Origin of the sequence: Acrocarpospora pleiomorpha (genome assembly GCF_009687885.1) — a bacterium.
Classification (GTDB): domain Bacteria; phylum Actinomycetota; class Actinomycetes; order Streptosporangiales; family Streptosporangiaceae; genus Acrocarpospora; species Acrocarpospora pleiomorpha.
This window is the reverse complement of the sequence record NZ_BLAF01000023.1, coordinates 1-18,760: the sequence shown is the minus strand read 5'-3', so window position 1 is coordinate 18,760 and position 18,760 is coordinate 1. Positions and strand designations below refer to the sequence as shown.

The following is an 18,760-nucleotide window of genomic DNA, read 5'->3' as shown; positions in this document are numbered from 1 at the left end:
GCGCCGGGGGCCCTGGCGCGGGTGGCGGGGATCGAGGTCCGGCGGGTGACGCCGGAGGGGGTGCGGCGGTTCGCGCGGGATCTGGCGCGGGACGCGGCGGATCGGCGCAGGGCGGGGCGGGAGCTGCTCGGGCATCCGCGGCTGGCGGCGGCGCCGGACGCGACCCGGCAGCTGGCGGCGGGCGAGGTGGACGCGCGGCTGCTGAGCGCGCTGGCCGCGATCGCGGCCACGCACCGGCTGTACGTGCGGGCGTTCGGGGACGCGGGCGCCGACCCGGGAGTCCCCCTGCGAAGTGTGGAAATCAGCTCAATCGACGACCACAAGCCCTCCAAAACCAAGATTTCGGGAATTATCCGGTTTTTGGATGCGCAGGAATCACGATTTCATCCCATCGAGGTCAAGCTGGCTCAGCCGAGTGACGTAGCGTCCACAATCCTGCGCATCCGGTATTCCGCGCCGAGCCCGACGGGCTCCCTCTCCTCCTGACCTCCCTGGGAGCTGGCCTCCATGATCTTTTCGCGTATCGCCGTTCTCGCCGCCTTCGTCCTCGCGGTCGCCGCGCCCGCGCAGGCGCGGACGGCCGCCGTCGGGCACGTACGGCTCGCGCACCTGTCCCCCGACACCCCGGCCGTGGACGTCTACCTCTACCCGTTCGGCGGCAGCACGCCGAAGCTGGTGCTCGAGGCGGTGCCGTACGGGGGCGTCTCGCCGTACCAGAACCTGAACGCGGGGCAGTACACGGTGGCGATGCGCCCGGCGGGGGCGGGGGCCGCGACGCCGCCGGTGTTGTCGGCGAACGTGCGGGTGGCCGGGGGGAACGCGTACACGGTGGCGGGGATGGGTCCCTACCAGAGCATCCGGCTGCAGGTGCTGCCGGACTCGATGGAGCTGCCGTCGGGCAAGGCGGGGCTGCGAGTGATCGCGGCGTCGCTGAAGGAGCGCACGCTGAAGGTGACGGCGGGCGGCGCGGTGTTCGAGGAGAGCCTGAAGTTCGCGGACACGCCGGACTACCGGGCGGTGGACGCCGAGACCCAGAAGATCACGGCGGCCGCGGGCGCCAAGTCGGCGAGCGCGGAGGTGGCGCTCGCGCCGGGCAGCACGAACACGGTCGTGATCCTGGACGGCAAGAGCGGCCTGGACCTCCTGAGCCTGCGCGACGCGGCCGCGCCCGGCGTGATCCCGAGGGGCGCGGTCGACACCGGCCTCGGCGGCCTCTCTCATGACAGCCGTCCGAACGGCGTCCTAGGCGCGATCGCGCTCGCCGGGATCGCGCTGGCCGCCGCGCTCGTCCTGCGCCGCCGCCGCGCCGGCTGAGATGCGGCGCGCCCTGGCCGTCGCCCTGCTGGTGACAGCCCTGGCGGGGTGCGGCGCGGCGGAACCGCAGCCGGCGCCCGCGCCACCGACGGGTGCGGGAAAGCCGACCGCCCCGATTCCCGGCTGGTCGGCGGTCCAGGGCCAGACCGCGATCGTCTCCCCGCCGGTACGGCACGCCGAGCCCGTCGCCGTCTCGGTGCCCGCCATCGGCGTCCGGAGCGGCCTGGAACGGCTCGCCCTGGACGCCGGCGGCGTCATGATCGCGCCGGTCGAGCCCGCCGTCGCCGGATGGTACGCGGCGGGGGTGCGCCCCGGCGACCCGGGCCCCGCCGTGATCGCCGGACACCTGGACAGCCGGACGGGCCCGGCGGTCTTCGCCGACCTGGGAAAGCTCAGGCGCGGCGACGCCGTCCACGTCGAGCTCGCGGACGGAAGCAGGGTGCGGTTCCTGATCGACGACGTGCGCGCCTACCCCAAGGACGAGTTCCCCACCGAGGCCGTCTACGGCCCCACCCACGACCCCCAGCTGCGCCTGATCACCTGCGGGGGAACCTTCGACCAGGCCCGCAGACACTACGCCGACAACGTGATCGCCTTCGCCTCGCTCGGCTAGACCTATTTCTCGCACATGGGAGGCACGGCTAGAGCCGCCACGTGCGTACGGTCCCGTCCCGGCTGCCCGCCAGCAGCAGCGGCAGCCCGTCCACCTCGGTGACCGCCACCGAGGTGACCCAGCCGCCCGGACCCGCCAGCGGAGGCCCGACCGGCTGTCCCGAGCTGAGATCCCAGACCCGGACCTGACCGTCCCAGCTGCCGGTGACGGCCACCGGCCGCCCGTCCAGCACGGTGGTGAGGACGGCGCTGATCCGGTCGGTGTGCCCCGGGTACGGCTCCCCCACGGGCGCGCCCGTTTCGAGATCGTGCACCCGCAGCGTGTTGTCCGCGGCGCCCGCCACCACGACCGGGCGCCCGCCGACCACGGCCAGGGCCAGTCGCGAGCCCGGCGCGGCGAAGGGCGTGCCCACCGGCTCGCCTGTGCCCGCGTCCCAGCCGCGCACGGTCCCGTCGAGGGCGGCGGTGACGATGACCTGGCGCCCGCCGAGCTCGCCCGTGGCGACGTCGGACGCGCCACCGCCCAGTGTCAGCAGCGGCCGGCCGGTGGCCAGGTCGAGCACGCGCACGGCGCTGTGCCCGGCGGCGACCAGGACGGGCCGGCCCTCCCGGCTGGTCACGGCCAGGGCGAGCACGTCCCCCTTGGCCGCGCCGAAGGGGAGCGCGCGCCCGGTGGCCAGGTCGGAGAGCCAGAGGCCGGTGCCGTACCCGCCGCAGATCAGGACCTGGCGGCCGGCCAGGTCGCCGAGGGCGAGAGCGGAGACGGTGAGCGCGTCGACGTGGCGGGCGGGCCCGGCCGCCGCGCCGGTCCGCACGTCGGAGACGCGGATCGTGCCGTCCCGCCCGGCCGAGACCACCACCGGGCGGGTCCCGAGGGTGGCGGTGGCCAGGGCGAGGACCTCGCTGGTGTGGCCTTTGAAGGGGGGGCCGAGAGGTTGGCCGAAGAGCGGGCCCACGGAGGGCAGGCTCATCGGCGCGGCCTGGACGGCGGCCGGGACGACCGCCGGTTGGCGCGGCCAGAGCGGGACGGCGACGGCCACCCCGGCGGCGGCCACGGCGGCGGTCGCGCCGAGTGCCCAGCGGGGGAACGAGCGGGTCCGCGGCGGCTCGTCCTTGGCGTGGACGAGCGTCAGCAGCAGCTGGGCGGCGGTGGGCCGGACCGCGGGGTCCTTGGCCAGGCAGGCGAGCAGCACGCCGCGCAGCCGGGCGGGCACGCCGGTCAGGTCGGGTTCGCGGTGCATGATGCGGTTCATCACGGCGGGGATGGAGTCGTTGCCGAACGCGGGGCGGCCGGTGGCGGCGAAGCTGATGGTGACCGCCCAGCTGAACACGTCCGAGGGCGGCCCGGGGCGGCGGCCCGCGAGCTGTTCCGGCGACATGTAGGCGGGGCTGCCCGGCACCCGGCTGGCCTCGGTCCCGGCGGCGTCCACGACCTGCGCGATGCCGAAATCGATCACCCGGGGGCCGTCCGCGCCGAGCAGCACGTTGGCGGGCTTGAAGTCGCGGTGCACGATCCCGGCCCGGTGCACGGCGGCCAGCGCGGCGGCGGTGCCGACCGCGAGCCGGTCCAGCGCGCCCGGGTCGCGCGGGCCCTCCCGGCGGACGAGCGCGTCCAGCGACTCGCCGTCCACGAATTCGCTCACGATGTACGGCCTGGCGTGGGTGATGTCCGCGTCGATCACGCGCGCGGTGCAGAATTCGGCCACCCGGCGGGCCGCGGCCACCTCGTTGAAGAAACGCCGCTCCGCGTCGTCGCGCTCGAAGAACCGGGCGTGCAGCACTTTCACCGCGACCGGTGCCCCGGTGGACGTCTCACCGTGGTAGACCGTGCCCTGCCCGCCCTCGCCGATCAGCCCGGTGATCCGGTAGTCCCCCAGGACCTCGGGGTCGCCCGGCCGCAACGGACGGGGCAGCGGCATGGCGACCTCCACGTGCGGGCGACGAGCACGACGATAGGCCAAACGGCCAGTTCCGGAAACCGGCGGAAGAACGCGTGAACTATTCTCTTCGCCGTGCCGGTTAGGAAAGGGCAGTTGCCACCCGAGATACGCGAACTCTTCGCCGACGACGGCGAGGGGCGCTCGCTGGGCGTGGCGCTGCCCGAAGGCGCGGCGGTCTGGCCCGACCCGAACTTCGAGCGGCGGCGCGAGCACCGGCGCCCGGCGTTCTGGCTGAGCGACGACCCGGTGTCCGGGGAGCTGTGGGCGCGGCTGCACGCCGAACATCCGGTGTCGGGGCTGTGGCCGCTGCTGCTGGAGGAGTCGGTGCAGCCCTGGTCGATCGGGCAGATCGCGCCGGACACCGCGGCCGAGATCGACAACTTCCGGGCCGGCGACTTCATGGACGAGGTGTGGGCCGACTGGGTGGAGCAGGCCGACAAGGACCAGATCGGCAACCTGGAGCCGTTCGGCCCGGTCTCCCCCGGCCTGGCCGAGCCCGGCACGCTGGTGGCCGAGCCCGGCGTGGTCGCCGACTGGTACGCGGGCGTCCTGGCCCGCAACGGCACCCCGCTCGGCCTGGTGGCGGCAGACCGGGGCGCGGACGCGCTGGCGGTGATGGGCTGGCAGGGCGCGATCAACCACAACGAGTGGACGGTCCCGCTGGCGGCGGTGCTGCGCAGCTGGGAGGAGCGTTTCGGGGTGCGGGTGGTGGGCGCGGGCTTCAACACCCTGGAGCTCAGCGTGGCCGCCCCGCCGGTCTCCGGGCTGCACGCGCTGCACGTGGCGGCGGAGCACTGGACGTTCTGCCCCGACAGCATCATCCAGGGCCCGGGCACCCTGGAGGACTACGCGGAACAGATCCGAGGCAAACACGCCTGGTCGTTCTGGTGGGACTAATGGCGGTGCCGCCGGAGGTCTCCGGCGGCACCGCGGACGCTAGTTGATGTTGAGGGTGAAGGTCGACGTGGTGTTCTTGATGTTCTGGAAGTTGTTGCTCATCACCAGGTTGTTGAAGGTGGCCGAGCCGACCGCCGGGCCCTGACCGGGTTCCGGCAGCTCGTTGACCCAGATGCCGAAGCCCGACTTGGCGTCGAAGGCGTCGCCGCTCTTCTGCGCCCCGGTGATCGTGATGTTGGTGAGGATCGTGTCCGTGTGGGTGAACTCCGGCTGGTTGCCGGTGTACTTCGTCTGGAACATGATCCCGCTGTAGGTCGGGTCGACGATGTCGACGTCGCTGATCCGGATGCCGCGGAACTCCTTGGAGGCCGAGAACATCCAGATGCCGCCGAAGGTCTGCTGGCCCCAGAAGTGGCCGCCGGACCGGATGATCGAGACGTTCTCGATCCGCGTCGGCGTGGTGCCGAAGCCCCGGAACGGGTAGCCGAAGTCGAGCGAGCTGACCGTGATGCCGGAATAGGTCAGGGTGTCGGCGATGTAGATGTTGCGGAAGGTGTTGTCGAAGCCGCCGTAGATCGCCAGGCCGGCCGCGCGCCACGGGGTGGTCACCGAGAGGTTCTCGAAGAGGTTGCCCGTGTTGTCGCCCTGGACGATGTCGACCGCGTTGAACAGGGCGAAGGCGTCGTCACCCGTGGAGCGGGCGTCGATGTTGCGCACCGTGTTGTTGCGGCTGTTGTTGGTGAAGTTGAGGCCGTCGGCGTACATGTCGCGGATGCGGCTGTTGGTCAGGCTGATGTTGCTGATGTTGGTGCCCCAGACCATGACCATCTGGTGCTCGATCCACATGTTGTCGATCGCGATGTTGCTCACGCCGGTCAGGTTCCAGACCTTGCCGGGGCCGTCGTTGCGCTGGGTGTAGTTGCCGAACACCGCGAACCCGCTGAAGGAGGCGCCGTTGGCGGACGACTGGACGTCGAAGCCGATGTCGGTGTTCTCCTGGCCGGTCGGGGCGTAGAACCTGGTGTACCAGGGGCCGGCGCCGACGACCTTGATGGGCTTGCCGTACACGGTGAACTTGTTCTGGACCGGGTAGTCGCCGGCGGGCAGGTAGACGCCCTCCCAGCCGGTCTCCATGCGCGCCTTGTCGAGGGCGGCGGTGACGGCCTGCTGGGTGAAGCCGGTCGGCACGACGTACTTGGCCGGGTCGGGGTTGGCGATGGGCGCGACCTGCTCGGTGTCGATGAAGTCGATCGCGTACGTGGTGTCGTTGCCGGGGTCCTTCTGGAGGCGGATCTTCGTGCCGGGCGGGTACGACTGGTTCAGGAAGACGTTGGCCTCGTCGTAGATGTGGCGCGGGCCGCCGGAGCCGGGCGAGTTGTTCGGGCTGGCCTCGTTGCCGTACTGCCACATGTACCTGGAGGTCAGGTTGATCGCCTTGTGGAAGGTCCCGTTGACGTAGACGTTCAGCTCTTCGTTGATGCCGCCGCCGCCCGCCGAGTCGGGGATGGAGAAGCGGGTCACCAGGGTGTTGGTGGTCGCCCGGGTGGTGAACTCGACGAACGCGCCGTTGGTGTTCAGGGTGACGGCGCGGCGGCCGCTGGCCTCGCCGCCGAGGTCGCCGATGGTGCGGTTCGGGCCGACGAGGCCGGCGCCGCCGCCGCGGACGGCGTCCTCCGCCTCCAGGTGGTCGTACGGCATGTTGGCGCCGCGGCCCACGAAGAGACCGGTGTTGGTGGTGTTGTTGGCCTGCTTGACCGGCAGTTCGTTGGCGTCGTTGGCCAGCACGACGCGGACCGTGTAGCGGCCGTTGGCGGCCGTCCAGGTGCCGAGGCCGACCGGGGCGGTCGTGGCGCCGGCGTTGATGACGCCGGTGTGCGAGCCGGTCAGCGTGCGGACCACGGTGCCCTGGTCGTTGAGGACGGTCAGGGTGATGCCGTGGGCGCCGCCGGCCGAGGCCACCGTGCCCTGGTTCCTGATGCCGACGCTGAAGGTGACGGTCTGGCCGCCCGACGGGTTGCTCGGGGTCCAGGCCACCGGGGAGGCGACCAGGTCGGAGCTGTCGACCGGGCGCACGACCAGCGCGGTGGGGTTGACGTAGCCGTTGTTTCCGTCGTTCTGCTCGATGATCGTATTGGCCTCGTCGACCTTGGCGTTCACCGAGTAGCTGGCGGCGTCGCGCGGGCCGATGTTGGCGGTCACGGTCGTCTGGGCGCCCGCGGCCAGCGCCGGCACGTTCACCGTGGCGACCCGGGTGGTGTCCAGGTAGAGGTTGAGGCTGGTCGCCGGGGCGTTCGCGGTGCCGTTGTTGCGGACCACGGCCGACAGCGTGATGGCGTCGGTCTCGACCGGAGAGGCGGGCGACCAGGTGGCCGAGGTGACGACCAGGTCGGGGTTGGGGGCGGGGGTGCCGAACACCTGGAACTCGGCGATCTGGCCGCCGGGCGCGCCGGTGTTGCTGTTGATCCGGAGCTGCACGTCCGCGGTCGTCGCGGTCACCGGGATGGTGACGCTGTTCTGCGAGGCCGGGTTGAACGTGTAGTTGGCCGCCGACACCAGGTTGGTGTAGCCGGTGGCGCTCTGCTCGCGGCCCAGGACCTGGATGTTCTGGGTACGGGTGCCCCACGCGCTGGACGGGTTGAGCTTCAGCACCACCGAGGTGATGTCGGCGTTGGCGCCCAGCTTGACGGTGAGCGTGCTCGGCCAGGTGCCGGACGCGCCCTCCCAGTAGGTGTCCAGGCTGCCGTCGTTGGCGTTGGCCGCGACGAACGTGTGGACGTGGCCGGATTCGACCATCTCCTTGCCGGTGGCCAGGTTGGCGCCCGGCGGGTTGGAGCCGGTCCTGGTCACCGAGTTGGACTCACCGGACAGGTTGCCGGCCGCGTCCTTGGCCCGGACGTGGTACGTCACGGTCGCGGTGGCGGGCTGGTTGTCGGTGTAGGTGAGCACGTTGCCGGCGACCGAGGCCGCGACGGCGCCGTTGCGGTAGACGTCGTAGCCGGTCACGCCGACGTTGTCGGTCGAGGCGGTCCAGGTCAGCCGGATCTGGCCGGAGCCCGGCTCGGTGTAGGCCAGGTTGCCGGGCACGGTCGGGTTCTGGGTGTCACCGGTCTGGCCCTGCCGGGTCACGCTGTTGCTGTTGGCCGACTGGTTGCCCGCGGCGTCCTTGGCCCGGACGAAGTAGGCGACCGTGGCGCTGAGCGGCTGGGTGTCGGTGAACGTGGTGAGGTTGCCGACGCTGGCCCGCAGCTGGTTGTTGGCGTAGATGTCGTAGCCGGTGACGCCCACGTTGTCGGTGGAGGCGGTCCAGGTCAGCCGGACCTGGCCCGGCGTCTGCTCGGTGAACGCCAGGTTGGTGGGCGCGGTCGGCGGGGTGGGGTCGCCGGTGCTCGGGCCGTACACCTCGAATTCGGAGATCTGCCCGGCCGGCCAGCCGGTGTTGGCGGTGATGTTCAGCCGCACGTAGCGGGTCGTGGCAGCGCCGAAGTTGATCGTGACCGTGTTGCCGGAGGCCGGGTTGAACACGTACCCCGCCGAGGCGACGATGTCGCTGAACGTGGAGCCGTTCGTGCTGCCCTGAACGGCGAGCGTCTGGGTGCGGGTGGCCCAGCCGGAGGCGGGCAGCTTCAGCACGACGCGGTTGACCGAGACGGACGCGCCGAGGTCGACCTGGAGCCACTCGGGGAAGACGTTGTTGTTGCTCTCCCAGTAGGTGGCCTGGTTGAGGTCGTTGGCGTTGCTCGCGACGTAGTTCTGCGAGACGCTGCTGCCCGTCATGGTCTTGCCCTGGGCGAGGTTGGCGGCGCCGCCGGTGCTGGTGCCGTACACCTCGAGCTCGGAGAGCTGGCCGGCGGGCCAGCCGGTGTTGGCCGTGATGTCGACCCGGACGTAGCGGGTGGTGACGGCCGGGAAGTCGATGGTCACGGTGTTGTTCGTGGCCGGGTTGAACGTGCGGCCGGACGAGCCGACGATCGTCGCGTAGCCGGTGCCGTCGGTGCTGCCCTGCAGGGACAGGGTGATGGTCCTGGTCTGCCAGGCGGGGTCGGCGGGGAGTTTCAGGACGACCTGGTCGATGCTGGTGGCGCTGCCCAGGTCGACCTGGGCCCACTGCGGGAAGACGTTGTTGGTGCTCTCCCAGTAGGTGGCCTGGTTGCCGTCGTTGAGGCTGCTCGCCGCGTGCCCGCCGGTCGAGGAGCCGGCCGAGGCCGTCTTACCGAGGCTGAGGTTGGGCCCGCCCGCGGCGGCGGCCGGCACGACCGACCCCACCAGGACGAGCAGGCCGGCCGCGACCGCGGCGGCGACCATGCGTAACGGTCCGTGCTTTCTCATCGCGCTCTTCTATCTCTCGTCAGGAACGACAGGGCTGGGCCGGCGCGACGCGTGGCCGTCACCGGACGCGGATGGGGGGCAGGTGCACGGACGCAGTGCATCCCTGAAGTTGCGAGGAACAGCGAGAAATTGAACAGCACTTTGCAAGATTCTTGCGCAGTGCTGGCCAAAGGTTACATAGGGGATACGTGCCCGTCAACGGGTTGAAACGTGAGTGTTCCGACCGCATGACAGCCGCTCTTCGGGACGTAGCCGTTTCGTCACCTGATGAGCTAGATAGGAGGGTATGAAGGTCCCTCCGGCGGACAGGGCCGTCGCTCCCGGCCCGCTCGGCCTCGTTCAGGTCTTCGTCAACAGCGTCAACATCGAGTTCGGCCCCGACGAGTTCGCGACCGCCGAGGGGCTGGCGGGCTGGCTGGCGCGCAACGGCCTCGGCTCGCTCCCGGTCGGGGAGCTCGACCGGCATGACGCCGTCGTGCTGCGGGAGGCGGTCCGCGCGCTCCTGCGCGAGAACAACGGCAACGCTCCCGACCTGGAAGCACGCGGCACCATCGCCCACATCGCCAGGAACTGTCCCCTCGTCGTCGGCTTCGGTGCCGGCCGGCTGGGGCTTCAGCCCGCGCTCACGGATTTTCGCGGCGCGCTCGCGATCATCCTGGCCTCGGTCGCGGGCGCGGTGGCCGACGGCTCCTGGCAGCGCCTCAAGGCCTGCCACGAGCCCCGCTGCGAATGGATCTTCTATGACCGCTCCCGCAACCGCGGCAGCCGCTGGTGTTCCATGGCCGTCTGCGGCACCCGCGCCAAGATGCGCGTCTACCGCCAGGCGAAACGCGCCCAGTAGCCGCTAGGTCGTGAGCGTGGCCTCGGCCGTCGTCTCGCCGGGGGTGTCGACGGTGAAGGTGGCGCTGTTTCCGGCCGCGGAGACCTCGTACGTGCCCAGGAAGCCGTTGAACCTGACACGGCCCTCCGTATCGGTACGCAAGGTTGTCGGCGGTAGCCACCAGTCACCCTTGATGAGGGCGCGCAGGGCCTCGTACGACGGTTTGGGGGTCGCGTCGGAGCGGACGAAGCCGCCCGGGGCGCCGAGCCAGCCGCCGTCCGTCATGCCCCAGTACGTCAGGGCGGTGACCGAGGGGTGGGACAGCAGGGTGCGGTAGTGGCGGACGACCTCGTCGGCCTGGCGGGCCTCGCCGTCGGGGGTCGTGGGCCAGTCGGGGATCTGGTAGTCGTTCAGGTCGACGATCTCCGGGGGCATCAGGTGGCCGGACAGGAGGGTCGTTTCGGTGAAGTGGATCGGCAGGCCGTACCGGGCGAAACGGTCGATGGTGGCGAGGGTCTTCTCCTCGCCCCAGTAGCCCTGGTGCATGTGGCTCTGCAGGCCGAGCACGTCGATCGTGATCCCGGCCTCCAGGACGCCCTCGATCAGGCATTCGTACGCGGCGGACATGTCGAAGTCGTTGAGCAGCAGGGTCGCGCGCGGGTTGGCCTCGCGGGCGGCGTCGAACACCATGCGGACCATCGGGATCCGGCCCATCTCGCGGCAGATGCGGGTGATGCCGTTGTCGTACTGCTCGAAGATCGGCATGATCACGACTTCGTTGATGACATCCCACATGTCGATGACCCCGGCGAAATCGGTCATCTCCCGTTTGATCCGCTCGACCTGCACGCGCGCGATCTCGTCGTTGGGCAGGTCCATCAGCCAGTCCGCCGTCACCGTGTGCCAGGCGAGCGGATGCCCTTTGACCACGCACCCACGCTCCGCGAACCACCGAGCCGTCTGCAACAGCCGCGCGGTATCCGGCCGCCCCCGCTCGGGCTCGAACCGCCCCCAGTAGAACGGCAACGTCACCGCGTTGAACAGCCCGAACCACAACTCGGCCAGTCGCTCATCCTGCTCGCTCCCGGCTCCGTTGGCCAGCTCCACGAAATCAAACCCGATACACCCGAACAGAAACGCATGCTCCCGCTGCGCGACCACCACCTCCCGCCCGGCCAGCGGCACCCCTCCCGAAGTCACCCGCAACGTCACATCCGCGGCCCGAACAGCCCTGATCGCCGACATATCCCCATTCTCCAACCCACCCGCCACATGCCCAGGCGGGCTTCAACGAAGGTCATCCGCCCAGCCGGGCTCGAGTTCCTTGGTCATGATGCGGCACAGCTCGGGCCGGAGTTCGCGAGTGCCGTCGGACTGGAAGACAACCTCCGTGGTGGCCACCTCGCCGTGCGGCCACTCCACGTAGCCCAGCCGGCGATACAGACGCCCGGCGGCCTCATTGTCCATGGCCACGCCGAGGGCCACGCGCTTGAAGCCGGCCTCCCACAGGCATCGTTCGGCCTGGCGGATGAGCTCGGTGCCGATGCCCCTGTTGCGCTGATCCTCCGCCACCTCCAAATGCGTGATCAATGGGACATCGGGCAAATGCACTCTGAGTTCTGGTTCTTCCGCCTGCGCCAGCCAAAGGTAGACGTCGCCGACGACCATGGAGTACTGCCAGGCGGCCAGGAGGATGCCATGACCGACAGCCTGAGCGTTCAATCGATCCAGGAAATAGTGTCCCTGGCCCAAGGCCCGCACGAGGTGAGGTAGATCCTCATGACAGGCCCGCCGTATATCAATATGTCCCATAAACTACAGGCCCCCTACTGAATGTCCGGTAAATCATGATAAATGGGGGTGCCGATGTCTCCAGCGCAGTTCTGGCTTTCCCTCTTTTACCAGGAGCCCGACTGCGTCCGCGAGGCTGGATGAGTAATTTGGCAAGCCGCTCAAGTGCCTCTCCCAACGAATACGGTCTTCCCGCCACGCATCCAGATAGGCGACGCAGAACTCGGGTTTTATCAGGCTGAGCCGGCCGAGGGCGGCCAGCAGACAGTCCTCGGCGGCCTTCCGATGGAAAGATGGGAATATCGGGGACGCCCGCACCCGATGAAGCACATCGTCGATGAACATCCTGCGCCGGGAGAGGAACCGCGCCCAGTGCTGTTGATCCGCCCCCTCGCTCCAGCCACGCCGCGAGGGCTCGTCGAGCAGCCAGAAGATCCCTTCCGCCAACACGTCGCCGAACTCCTGATCACGAGCCCGCACCGGCCGGTCGAACGGGTCGAACAGCCGCTGGCGCACCATCCCCGTCACGGCGAGCGGCCGCAGCGTCTTCTCCCCCAGCAGATAAAACCAATCCTCGTTGTACACGTTCGGAAAGAAGGAGAAGTTCCGGGTCGTCTCCACGGCGAGGGCACCACCCCCCACGAACGAGTCCTGACACCCCCCGGTCTCTCGGTGTGCGTGGCACACCACGGAGTTGTCGGGGTACCCGCCGATCCGCATCCCGACCACTTCGTAAATATCCAGAAGCGAGGCTGCTCGTGACATTTCGTCCGGCGCGCCGACCTCGATGTCGTCATCGAGGAAGACGATGCGCTGCCAGCCCATCATCCGGGCCAGCGCCAGCCCCAGGTTGCGCTTGGCGCTCAGGTCAGTGAATCGAACGAAAGGGGTGTTCCGCAGCAGGGCGTCGGTCTCGAAGTCCGGCAGGTTCAACGCGCCGACGTCACCGATGTCGATCGCGATGAGGTCGACCGCCGACGGCACGATCGCGGCCGCGAGTCCGGCGTTGCTCCAGTTCCGGCTGTGCAGCGACACGAGCGGGCAGCCCAGGTGCTGCGCCAGCCGGGCCGCGTGCCGCAGACAGCGGGGATGCCGGATTGTGGGGACGACGATGGCGTGCACGGGCCCTGGAGCATTATCGGGCAGGTCGCCGTATTCATCGATCAGATGCCGGTGCGAATCGTGGTGGTGCGGCGTGGCCTCAGCTCTCATCGAGCGACCCCGGCCACTCGTGCAACCGCACCGCGTCGATAGTCCAGTCGGGAGTGATCGCGAGCCTGCCCTCGATCCGGACCCGCACGAGCATGCAGTAGGAGTCCGCGCCCGCGAAACGCCTCCGCAGATACCCGGCATTCCTTTCCCGGAATCGCTCGTCAGTCAGCGCCCGGACCACGCCGTAGACGCCTCGCGCGTACATTCCATTGCAGATGCTGACCGTGCACTGGGGGTTGTCGGTATTCGGACCCCGATAGAAGAAGGCCACATCTTCCAGCAGCTGGTCCCGGTCCACCGTGGCATAGTGCCGCTTCTTGCCGCCGACCTCGTCGACCTCGAAATAGGGCCCCTTCTCGCCGGCCCAGTCGGACACCTGCCGCACGGGGAGTTCGAGCCGGTCGAGAAAGGACGCGGTGATGCGGTTCCAGTCCACGCCGCCCAGCAACACGATGTGGGTGGTGAGATCGTCGGCGCTGAGGTCCTCGACCGAACGCCGGGTGACGAGGCTGAGCGGATTCGCGGCGCGCAGGTGGCCATGGAGTTCGAACAGTGAATCGAGGTCGGAGTAGCGGTAGAGGTCGATGTAGTCGGGCGTGTCCGGATCCGCGTACGGGATCTTGGCTCGCTGGTCGTCCGGGAGCTGGGAGCAGATGATGGTGATCGGCATACCGTCGTCGAAGTGCCACGGGCCGTCGCTGAAGGCGGCGCGTTTGGCTTCCGCGCTCACATGTACGGTGCCCTGGCCGACGAGCGCGGCGACGCGCAAGCGCTTCAGCTCGGTGTAAAGCTGGTCGAACTGGGACCGCTCCGCATCGGTCAGCTCCCGCAATGTGAGCGTCCGGGGTGTGGCGCCCTCCATCGACCGTTCGGTGGCGAAGAAGGCCGCGTAGCTCTGGATCCGCTCCATCGGCGGGATCTTGGGGGTGCGCGCCGACTCCCATGATGAGATCAACGGAACGCTGACGCCGAAGGCGGCGCAGAGCTGAGCCTGGGTGATCCGCAGGCCCGGCCAGCACTCTTCGCGAAGCGCCCGTAACCGGCGCGCCAGCGCGATCCCCGCATGGGGGCCCTCGTCCGTCACTCGAACTCCGATTCACCTGAACTTCAGGACCTTAAGCAAACCTTTTCTAAGGTTCCACGTCGAGAGGCATTGATCAAGATTCATTTATGGCTGAATCGGTGTCCTCTCCGCCGACCTGGAGAAACTCGCAGAAGTCCGACGACCCCACGGCACGACCCAAAGGTGATCACATCCGCTGATCAGTCACGGAACGGTGGTCGCATGCTCGATGGTCATCAGGCGCATCCGGTGAGAGTGTCCATTCAGCTGAATGTCCTGAAGCGAGCATTAACACCAGCTGGCAAATTTCGAAACTTCACACTTCAACACTCCCAGCCGCAATTAAGCGAGTTCACCAAACCGACAACCCCGTCCATCAATTGATTTTGCAATGCGCCGATTTCACATGAATTCTTAAAGACGGCCGATCACGCTTGCTCTCGCCATAGACAGCGCTCCACAATTGGCGCAACACCGTCTCTACCAGGCAATAGGTGTGACATGGGATACTTCATCGATCTCGCGAACAATCTTCTCGCCTCGCTAATCGGGGCTTCGATTGCATGGGCCTTGGCACGGCGACGCAAGCGAAGGTTGCATCGCGATCGACCGGTCAGTCTCCTCCCGGGTTGTCGATGTGACCAGGCGCGAGCGGATCAGATGGAAATTGGTAAAGGCCCAGAGAGCCATCCACCTGAGAATTGTCGGTAAGAGATGGAGATCGGAAGGATAGTCATCGGACCCATGACTTCGAGCAGGGTGTCGTGGATGGGGATACGGCCACTGACAACTACCTACCACACTGATTCCGCTTCGTAGGGACATGCCGCATACTTGGCTCCCTGCTCTCCAGCGACGGGAGGTGTGCGAGCACATCAAGGCAGATCCCGCCAGCGCGGCGGTGCCCGTCATTCACCTCACCGCGACGACGGTCGAGGTGCGGCACCGTACCCAGGGCTTGGCCGGGGGCCGGACGGCTATCTCACCGAACCGGTCGACCGGAGGTACTGCTGGCGACAATTAGTCAACTTCAGCGAGGTGAGTCCATGGCAGTTCTCCACTTCCTGGTGCACGCTCCCATCGACCCCACCAGCCTGACGCTGTGGAGTCTGGGCAGCGCGATCATGCTGGTGCTTGGCGCGATCCGCTGGCTGATCCGGCGCGCCCACATCGTCGTGGCGATCAGCGGCGGCAGCGTCCTGCTCGTGCTTCTCACCATTCTGATCTTGGCTTATCTGGTTACCCTCAAAACGACCTGAGCATGCCGCATAATTGCCTCCTTCCCTAAGGTGAAATATCCCGTTATCAGGGGGTCGGGGGCGGTGGCTGAGCGCATCCTGGTGGTCGACGAGGTTGCCGCTGATCGGTATGTGATCGGGCGGTGGCTGGAGCATTACGGCTATGAGGTGATCGAGGCCGCGAGCGGGCAGGAGGCTCTGGGCGCGGTGCGGGGGCAGTTGCCGGATCTTGTTCTGTTGGATGTGCGCTTGCCTGACATGGATGGGTTCGAGGTGTGTGAGCGCATCAAGGGGGATCCTGTCAGTGCGGCGGTGCCTGTCATTCATCTCACCGCGTCGGGGGTTGAGGTGCGTGATCGTACTCAGGGCTTGGCGCGAGGGGCCGATGCGATCATCACGGAGCCGGTCGAACCTGAGGTGTTGCTGGCGACCGTGCACGCCATGCTCAGGTATGCCAGTGCGCGGCGGCGGGCGGAGAGGTTGGCGGGGCAGTTGGCGGCGCTGGCCGATACCACGCTCGCGGTGAACTCGGCTGGCGGGGTGCCGGATTTGGTACGGGCGGCGGCTGAAGGGGCGGCTCGTATGTTCGGCTGTGCGGCGTCTGTGGTGGCCTCGGCTTTGGATGGGGAGTACGCCCATGTTGCGATCGCAGGTGGGGACTCGATGCGGATTTCGGTCGGGGAGGCCGATTTCGGCGCGGTCCCGCACGGCTTCACGATCACGACGGGGCCTGGTTCGGGGTGGGCGGCGTTGGTGGCGCCGTCGGCGCGGGGTGGTGAGGTGCGGGTGGCGCTGGCCAGGCTCCAGGCCAAGCCGCTGGTGGCCGTGCTGGTTCCGGCGGATGTGACCGCGAGTGAAGCGGATCTGCACGTGCTGTCGCAGCTCAGCCAGACCGTGGCGCTGGCCGTCGAGGGGTTGCGGTCGCTGGATGAGGGGCGGCGGATCGCGTTGACGTTGCAGCGCAGTCTGTTGCCTCGGTCGTTGCCGCGGGTGCCGGGTTTGGACCTGGCTGCTCGTTATATTCCTGCCACCACCGAAGCCGAGATCGGTGGTGACTTCTATGAGCTGATCCCGTTGGGTGAGCGCCTGCTGGTGGCGGTGGGTGACGTCATGGGGCATTCGCTGCATGCGGCCACGGTGATGGCGGAGATCCGGCATGCGGTCCGGGCCTATGCCAGTGAAGGGCACGGGCTGGGCGAGATCCTGCGCCGGGTCAACCAGCTCATGCTGACCTTCCTGCCCCGGGAGCTGGCCACCGTGGTGCTGCTGCTCGTCGACCCGGCCGGGGGTGAGGTGCTGCTGTGCAATGCAGGGCACCTGCCGCCGCTGCTGGTCGCGGACGGGCGGGCTGAGTACGTGCCCCTTCCCGGTCCGCTTCTCGGCGCCGACCTGCCCCGGCCGGACGAGACCAGGGTCCTGCTGCCGCCCGGGGGTGCGCTGGTGCTGATCACCGATGGCCTGGTCGAGCGCCGGGATCTGGGCGTTCTCGACGGCATGGCCCGCCTCCGGGACCTGGCCGCCGTGGTGGAACCCGACCTGAACGTGTTCTGCGACCGGCTGCTGAACGGGCTGATGCCCCCCGACCGCGAGGACGACGTCGCCCTGGTGGTCCTCCGCAGATCATGAAATTTGCCGAATTGTCGGTTACACCCCAGTGAGCCCACTCACCAGCGCGAATTGGGGACGGCAGGGCTGCTGCACCGGCAGCTGGGCCTGGTCGACACGCTGGCTTACCGGCGCGAATAGGTGCTGGCTTACCAGCGCGAATAAGTGACGGCTGCGGCCCGCCCGACGCCTCGGCCTGTCGGGCGCGCCCCAGGTCGACGAGAACTCAGTAGGAGACCGTCACGAGCATGTTGAATTTCGCGGCCACGACGGAGGCTCTGAGCAGCTGCCGGGCGAGTGTCTGGAGTTCGGGGTCCTCGATCTCCGGCAGATGGCCGCGCATCGAGCCTTCCAGGTATCTGAGCGGCCAGGCCCGCCATGATCTGGCGGGCGTGGTGATCGTGGCGGGAATCGTGCTCCACGGGACGAAGACCTCGTAGCCATCGAAGAGCTGATCGAACATGTCATACGTTCCGTCGCCGCACTCCAGCGCGTCGATCCGCTTGCGCGCCAAAGGGTGCTGCTCGACCGAGGTGACCAGCTCGATCCGCCCGTCCGCGCTCCGTACCGCCCGGAAGCCGACGCGATCCTCTCCATGCATCACGTTGAAGGTGCGCCGCGAGTTGAGCGCGAACACCGACATGGCGAACGGGCGCCAATCCGCGATCACTTCGTCCCGGTCGTACTTCGCCGGATACTCCACGATGCCCCAAGGAACTCCCATCCGGACACCCTAAAGGATCAAGGGAATCCCCAGTCCGTCGGCTCCCATCGCACGGGATCTCGTGATGTCCGGCTATGTCATGCTCTGGTGCGCGCCGCGCGCCTGTTGGCCTTCCTGATGGCGTCGACCAGTTGCTCCTTGGTCATGCTGGAACGTCCGGCGATGTCCATCCGCTTGGCGACGTCGTAAAGGTGCTGCTTGGACGCCTTGGCGTTCACGCCCTCCTCGGTCCGGCCCGCGCCGCGCCGCTTGCTCGCGGCCCGCTCGTCCGACGGCCCCCGCTTGGACTTGGCCTCCCAGTGGTCACCGATCTTCTCCCAAGTGCGCTTGAGCGCCGCATATGCGGTCCGATGCGCGCGTTCCCCCTCGCCGTACTCCTGGACGGCGGCGTCGTGCGCCTTGGCCCACGTCTCCTGGGCCCGCTTGGGGGACCGGCGCAGGGTGTCGGGCATCTCTCGTTGGGCAGGCATCTCCCGCTCCCTTCTCACGTTGCGCACGCTCATCGGCGTGCTCGTCCCGCGTTCACCTGGCCGGTCCCTCGCTCTCGGCGGCCAGCTCGGGGATCGCAGGTTTCTCCTTCACCGTGACCGGGAGGAACACCCACTTGCGGTACGCCCAGAAACGGAAGAGCGTGCCCGCCGCCACGCCCATGGTGTTGGCGGTATTGAGCGCCACCGGATTGCTCAGTCTGAGGGTGTATTCGGTGAACCCGACGCAGAGCACCTGGATGAGCAGGCCGATCCCGTTGAACATGGCGAACAACGCGAATTCCTGCATGTGCCCGGAGCTGCCGCGGCTGCGCCAGGTCCAGTAGCGGTGCGCGTAGTAGGTGAAGACGGACGCCACCACGGTGGCCAGCACGACGGACGTCAACGGGCCCAGCCCGACACCGTAGCGCAGCACGTTCGCACCGGGAACGCTGATCACGAAGGCGACGGCGCCGATCATCCCGAACGTGGTGAGTTCACGAGCGAGAAGCCGAAGCCTCCCGAATACCGCGTGGGCCGAACGCATGCGATGGTTGTCCGCTCGATAGTGAGATCAGGGGAAGTCCGGGCAGGTCTGGCGGGGCCGTCACGAAGATCCACTGTACCCAGCCTGGGGCGTGGTGCGGTGTTCGTCACCGTCGAAACGTCGTCGCGCGGCCGGTCAGGCAGGGCTTCGCCACCACCCGCTACGGCCCTCAACCCTCCGGGCTGGCCTCGATTGGTTGCGGTG

At 68.5% G+C, this 18,760-nt stretch carries 16 protein-coding genes; 7 read left to right on the top strand and 9 right to left on the bottom strand.

Going from position 1 to position 18,760, the window contains the following annotated elements:
- The 3 genes from Aple_RS21135 to Aple_RS21125 form a co-directional block, all read left to right on the top strand.
- On the top strand, positions 1–486 hold a 486-nt coding region (locus tag Aple_RS21135), incomplete at its 5' end, for a hypothetical protein (RefSeq protein WP_218038444.1).
- A gap of 21 nt (positions 487–507) precedes the next feature.
- Positions 508–1,314 (top strand): DUF4397 domain-containing protein, encoded by an 807-nt coding sequence (locus Aple_RS21130; RefSeq protein ID WP_155346381.1) that lies wholly within the window; start codon positions 508–510, stop codon positions 1,312–1,314.
- A gap of 1 nt (position 1,315) precedes the next feature.
- Positions 1,316–1,927 (top strand): class F sortase, encoded by a 612-nt coding sequence (locus tag Aple_RS21125; RefSeq protein WP_155346380.1) that lies wholly within the window; start codon positions 1,316–1,318, stop codon positions 1,925–1,927.
- Positions 1,928–1,955: 28 nt separating this feature from the next.
- Here the strand turns inward: Aple_RS21125 and Aple_RS21120 are convergent, their stop codons facing one another.
- Positions 1,956–3,845: a WD40 repeat domain-containing serine/threonine protein kinase gene (locus Aple_RS21120; protein ID WP_155346379.1), complete on the bottom strand. Its 1,890-nt coding sequence runs from the start codon at positions 3,843–3,845 to the stop codon at positions 1,956–1,958.
- Between the two features lie 93 nt (positions 3,846–3,938).
- On the opposite strand from Aple_RS21120, the gene Aple_RS21115 reads away from it, so the two are divergent.
- Complete coding sequence (locus Aple_RS21115) at positions 3,939–4,763, top strand: DUF4253 domain-containing protein (protein ID WP_246264673.1); 825 nt, start codon at positions 3,939–3,941, stop codon at positions 4,761–4,763.
- A gap of 39 nt (positions 4,764–4,802) precedes the next feature.
- On the opposite strand, the gene Aple_RS21110 is transcribed toward Aple_RS21115, so the two are convergent.
- The gene (locus Aple_RS21110; protein ID WP_155346377.1) at positions 4,803–9,089 is read right to left on the bottom strand and encodes a galactose-binding domain-containing protein; all 4,287 of its coding nucleotides are present in this window, start codon (positions 9,087–9,089) and stop codon (positions 4,803–4,805) included.
- Between the two features lie 286 nt (positions 9,090–9,375).
- Between Aple_RS21110 and Aple_RS21105 the strand changes: the two genes are divergently transcribed.
- On the top strand, positions 9,376–9,930 hold the full coding sequence (locus tag Aple_RS21105; RefSeq protein WP_155346376.1) for a CGNR zinc finger domain-containing protein: 555 nt from the start codon (positions 9,376–9,378) through the stop codon (positions 9,928–9,930).
- 3 nt (positions 9,931–9,933) lie between these two features.
- Here Aple_RS21105 and Aple_RS21100 read toward each other — a convergent pair whose 3' ends face one another.
- The 4 genes from Aple_RS21100 to Aple_RS21085 form a co-directional block, all read right to left on the bottom strand.
- Complete coding sequence (locus tag Aple_RS21100; protein ID WP_155346375.1) at positions 9,934–11,154, bottom strand: endo-1,4-beta-xylanase; 1,221 nt, start codon at positions 11,152–11,154, stop codon at positions 9,934–9,936.
- Positions 11,155–11,196: 42 nt separating this feature from the next.
- Entirely contained in the window at positions 11,197–11,670 is a 474-nt protein-coding gene (locus tag Aple_RS21095) for a GNAT family N-acetyltransferase (RefSeq protein ID WP_170321595.1), read from the bottom strand.
- A gap of 84 nt (positions 11,671–11,754) precedes the next feature.
- Complete coding sequence (locus Aple_RS21090) at positions 11,755–12,912, bottom strand: glycosyltransferase family 2 protein (protein WP_155346373.1); 1,158 nt, start codon at positions 12,910–12,912, stop codon at positions 11,755–11,757.
- Positions 12,902–13,996 carry a helix-turn-helix domain-containing protein gene (locus Aple_RS21085; RefSeq protein WP_155346372.1) on the bottom strand — a complete coding sequence of 365 codons (1,095 nt, stop codon included), beginning with the start codon at positions 13,994–13,996 and terminating at the stop codon, positions 12,902–12,904. The genes Aple_RS21090 and Aple_RS21085 overlap by 11 nt, the downstream gene beginning before the upstream one ends.
- Before the next feature lie 1,025 nt (positions 13,997–15,021).
- Between Aple_RS21085 and Aple_RS21080 the strand changes: the two genes are divergently transcribed.
- Both Aple_RS21080 and Aple_RS21075 read left to right on the top strand, forming a co-directional pair.
- A complete protein-coding gene (locus Aple_RS21080) occupies positions 15,022–15,234 on the top strand; it encodes a hypothetical protein (RefSeq protein ID WP_155346371.1) in 213 nt (70 codons plus the stop codon).
- A 63-nt stretch (positions 15,235–15,297) separates the two neighbouring features.
- On the top strand, positions 15,298–16,839 hold the full coding sequence (locus Aple_RS21075) for a fused response regulator/phosphatase (protein WP_155346370.1): 1,542 nt from the start codon (positions 15,298–15,300) through the stop codon (positions 16,837–16,839).
- A 205-nt stretch (positions 16,840–17,044) separates the two neighbouring features.
- Here Aple_RS21075 and Aple_RS21070 read toward each other — a convergent pair whose 3' ends face one another.
- The 3 genes from Aple_RS21070 to Aple_RS21060 all read right to left on the bottom strand — a co-directional run bounded on the left by Aple_RS21070 (position 17,045) and on the right by Aple_RS21060 (position 18,556).
- A complete protein-coding gene (locus tag Aple_RS21070) occupies positions 17,045–17,542 on the bottom strand; it encodes a hypothetical protein (RefSeq protein WP_155346369.1) in 498 nt (165 codons plus the stop codon).
- A gap of 77 nt (positions 17,543–17,619) precedes the next feature.
- The gene (locus Aple_RS21065) at positions 17,620–18,012 is read right to left on the bottom strand and encodes a ChaB family protein (RefSeq protein WP_155346368.1); all 393 of its coding nucleotides are present in this window, start codon (positions 18,010–18,012) and stop codon (positions 17,620–17,622) included.
- A gap of 52 nt (positions 18,013–18,064) precedes the next feature.
- Positions 18,065–18,556, bottom strand: a complete 492-nt coding sequence (locus Aple_RS21060) for a GtrA family protein (RefSeq protein ID WP_155346367.1) — start codon at positions 18,554–18,556, stop codon at positions 18,065–18,067.
- Positions 18,557–18,760: the final 204 nt, after the last annotated feature.

Excerpts from the sequence above, each read along its gene's own strand:
- Aple_RS21130 (WP_155346381.1), top strand. The coding sequence starts at position 508 with ATGATCTTTTCGCGTATCGCCGTTCTCGCCGCCTTCGTCCTCGCGGTC.
- Aple_RS21125 (WP_155346380.1), top strand. The coding sequence starts at position 1,316 with ATGCGGCGCGCCCTGGCCGTCGCCCTGCTGGTGACAGCCCTGGCGGGG.
- Aple_RS21120 (WP_155346379.1), bottom strand. The coding sequence starts at position 3,845 with ATGCCGCTGCCCCGTCCGTTGCGGCCGGGCGACCCCGAGGTCCTGGGG.
- Aple_RS21110 (WP_155346377.1), bottom strand. The coding sequence starts at position 9,089 with ATGAGAAAGCACGGACCGTTACGCATGGTCGCCGCCGCGGTCGCGGCC.
- Aple_RS21105 (WP_155346376.1), top strand. The coding sequence starts at position 9,376 with ATGAAGGTCCCTCCGGCGGACAGGGCCGTCGCTCCCGGCCCGCTCGGC.
- Aple_RS21100 (WP_155346375.1), bottom strand. The coding sequence starts at position 11,154 with ATGTCGGCGATCAGGGCTGTTCGGGCCGCGGATGTGACGTTGCGGGTG.
- Aple_RS21090 (WP_155346373.1), bottom strand. The coding sequence starts at position 12,912 with ATGAGAGCTGAGGCCACGCCGCACCACCACGATTCGCACCGGCATCTG.
- Aple_RS21080 (WP_155346371.1), top strand. The coding sequence starts at position 15,022 with ATGGCAGTTCTCCACTTCCTGGTGCACGCTCCCATCGACCCCACCAGC.
- Aple_RS21070 (WP_155346369.1), bottom strand. The coding sequence starts at position 17,542 with ATGGGAGTTCCTTGGGGCATCGTGGAGTATCCGGCGAAGTACGACCGG.
- Aple_RS21065 (WP_155346368.1), bottom strand. The coding sequence starts at position 18,012 with ATGCCTGCCCAACGAGAGATGCCCGACACCCTGCGCCGGTCCCCCAAG.
- Aple_RS21060 (WP_155346367.1), bottom strand. The coding sequence starts at position 18,556 with ATGCGTTCGGCCCACGCGGTATTCGGGAGGCTTCGGCTTCTCGCTCGT.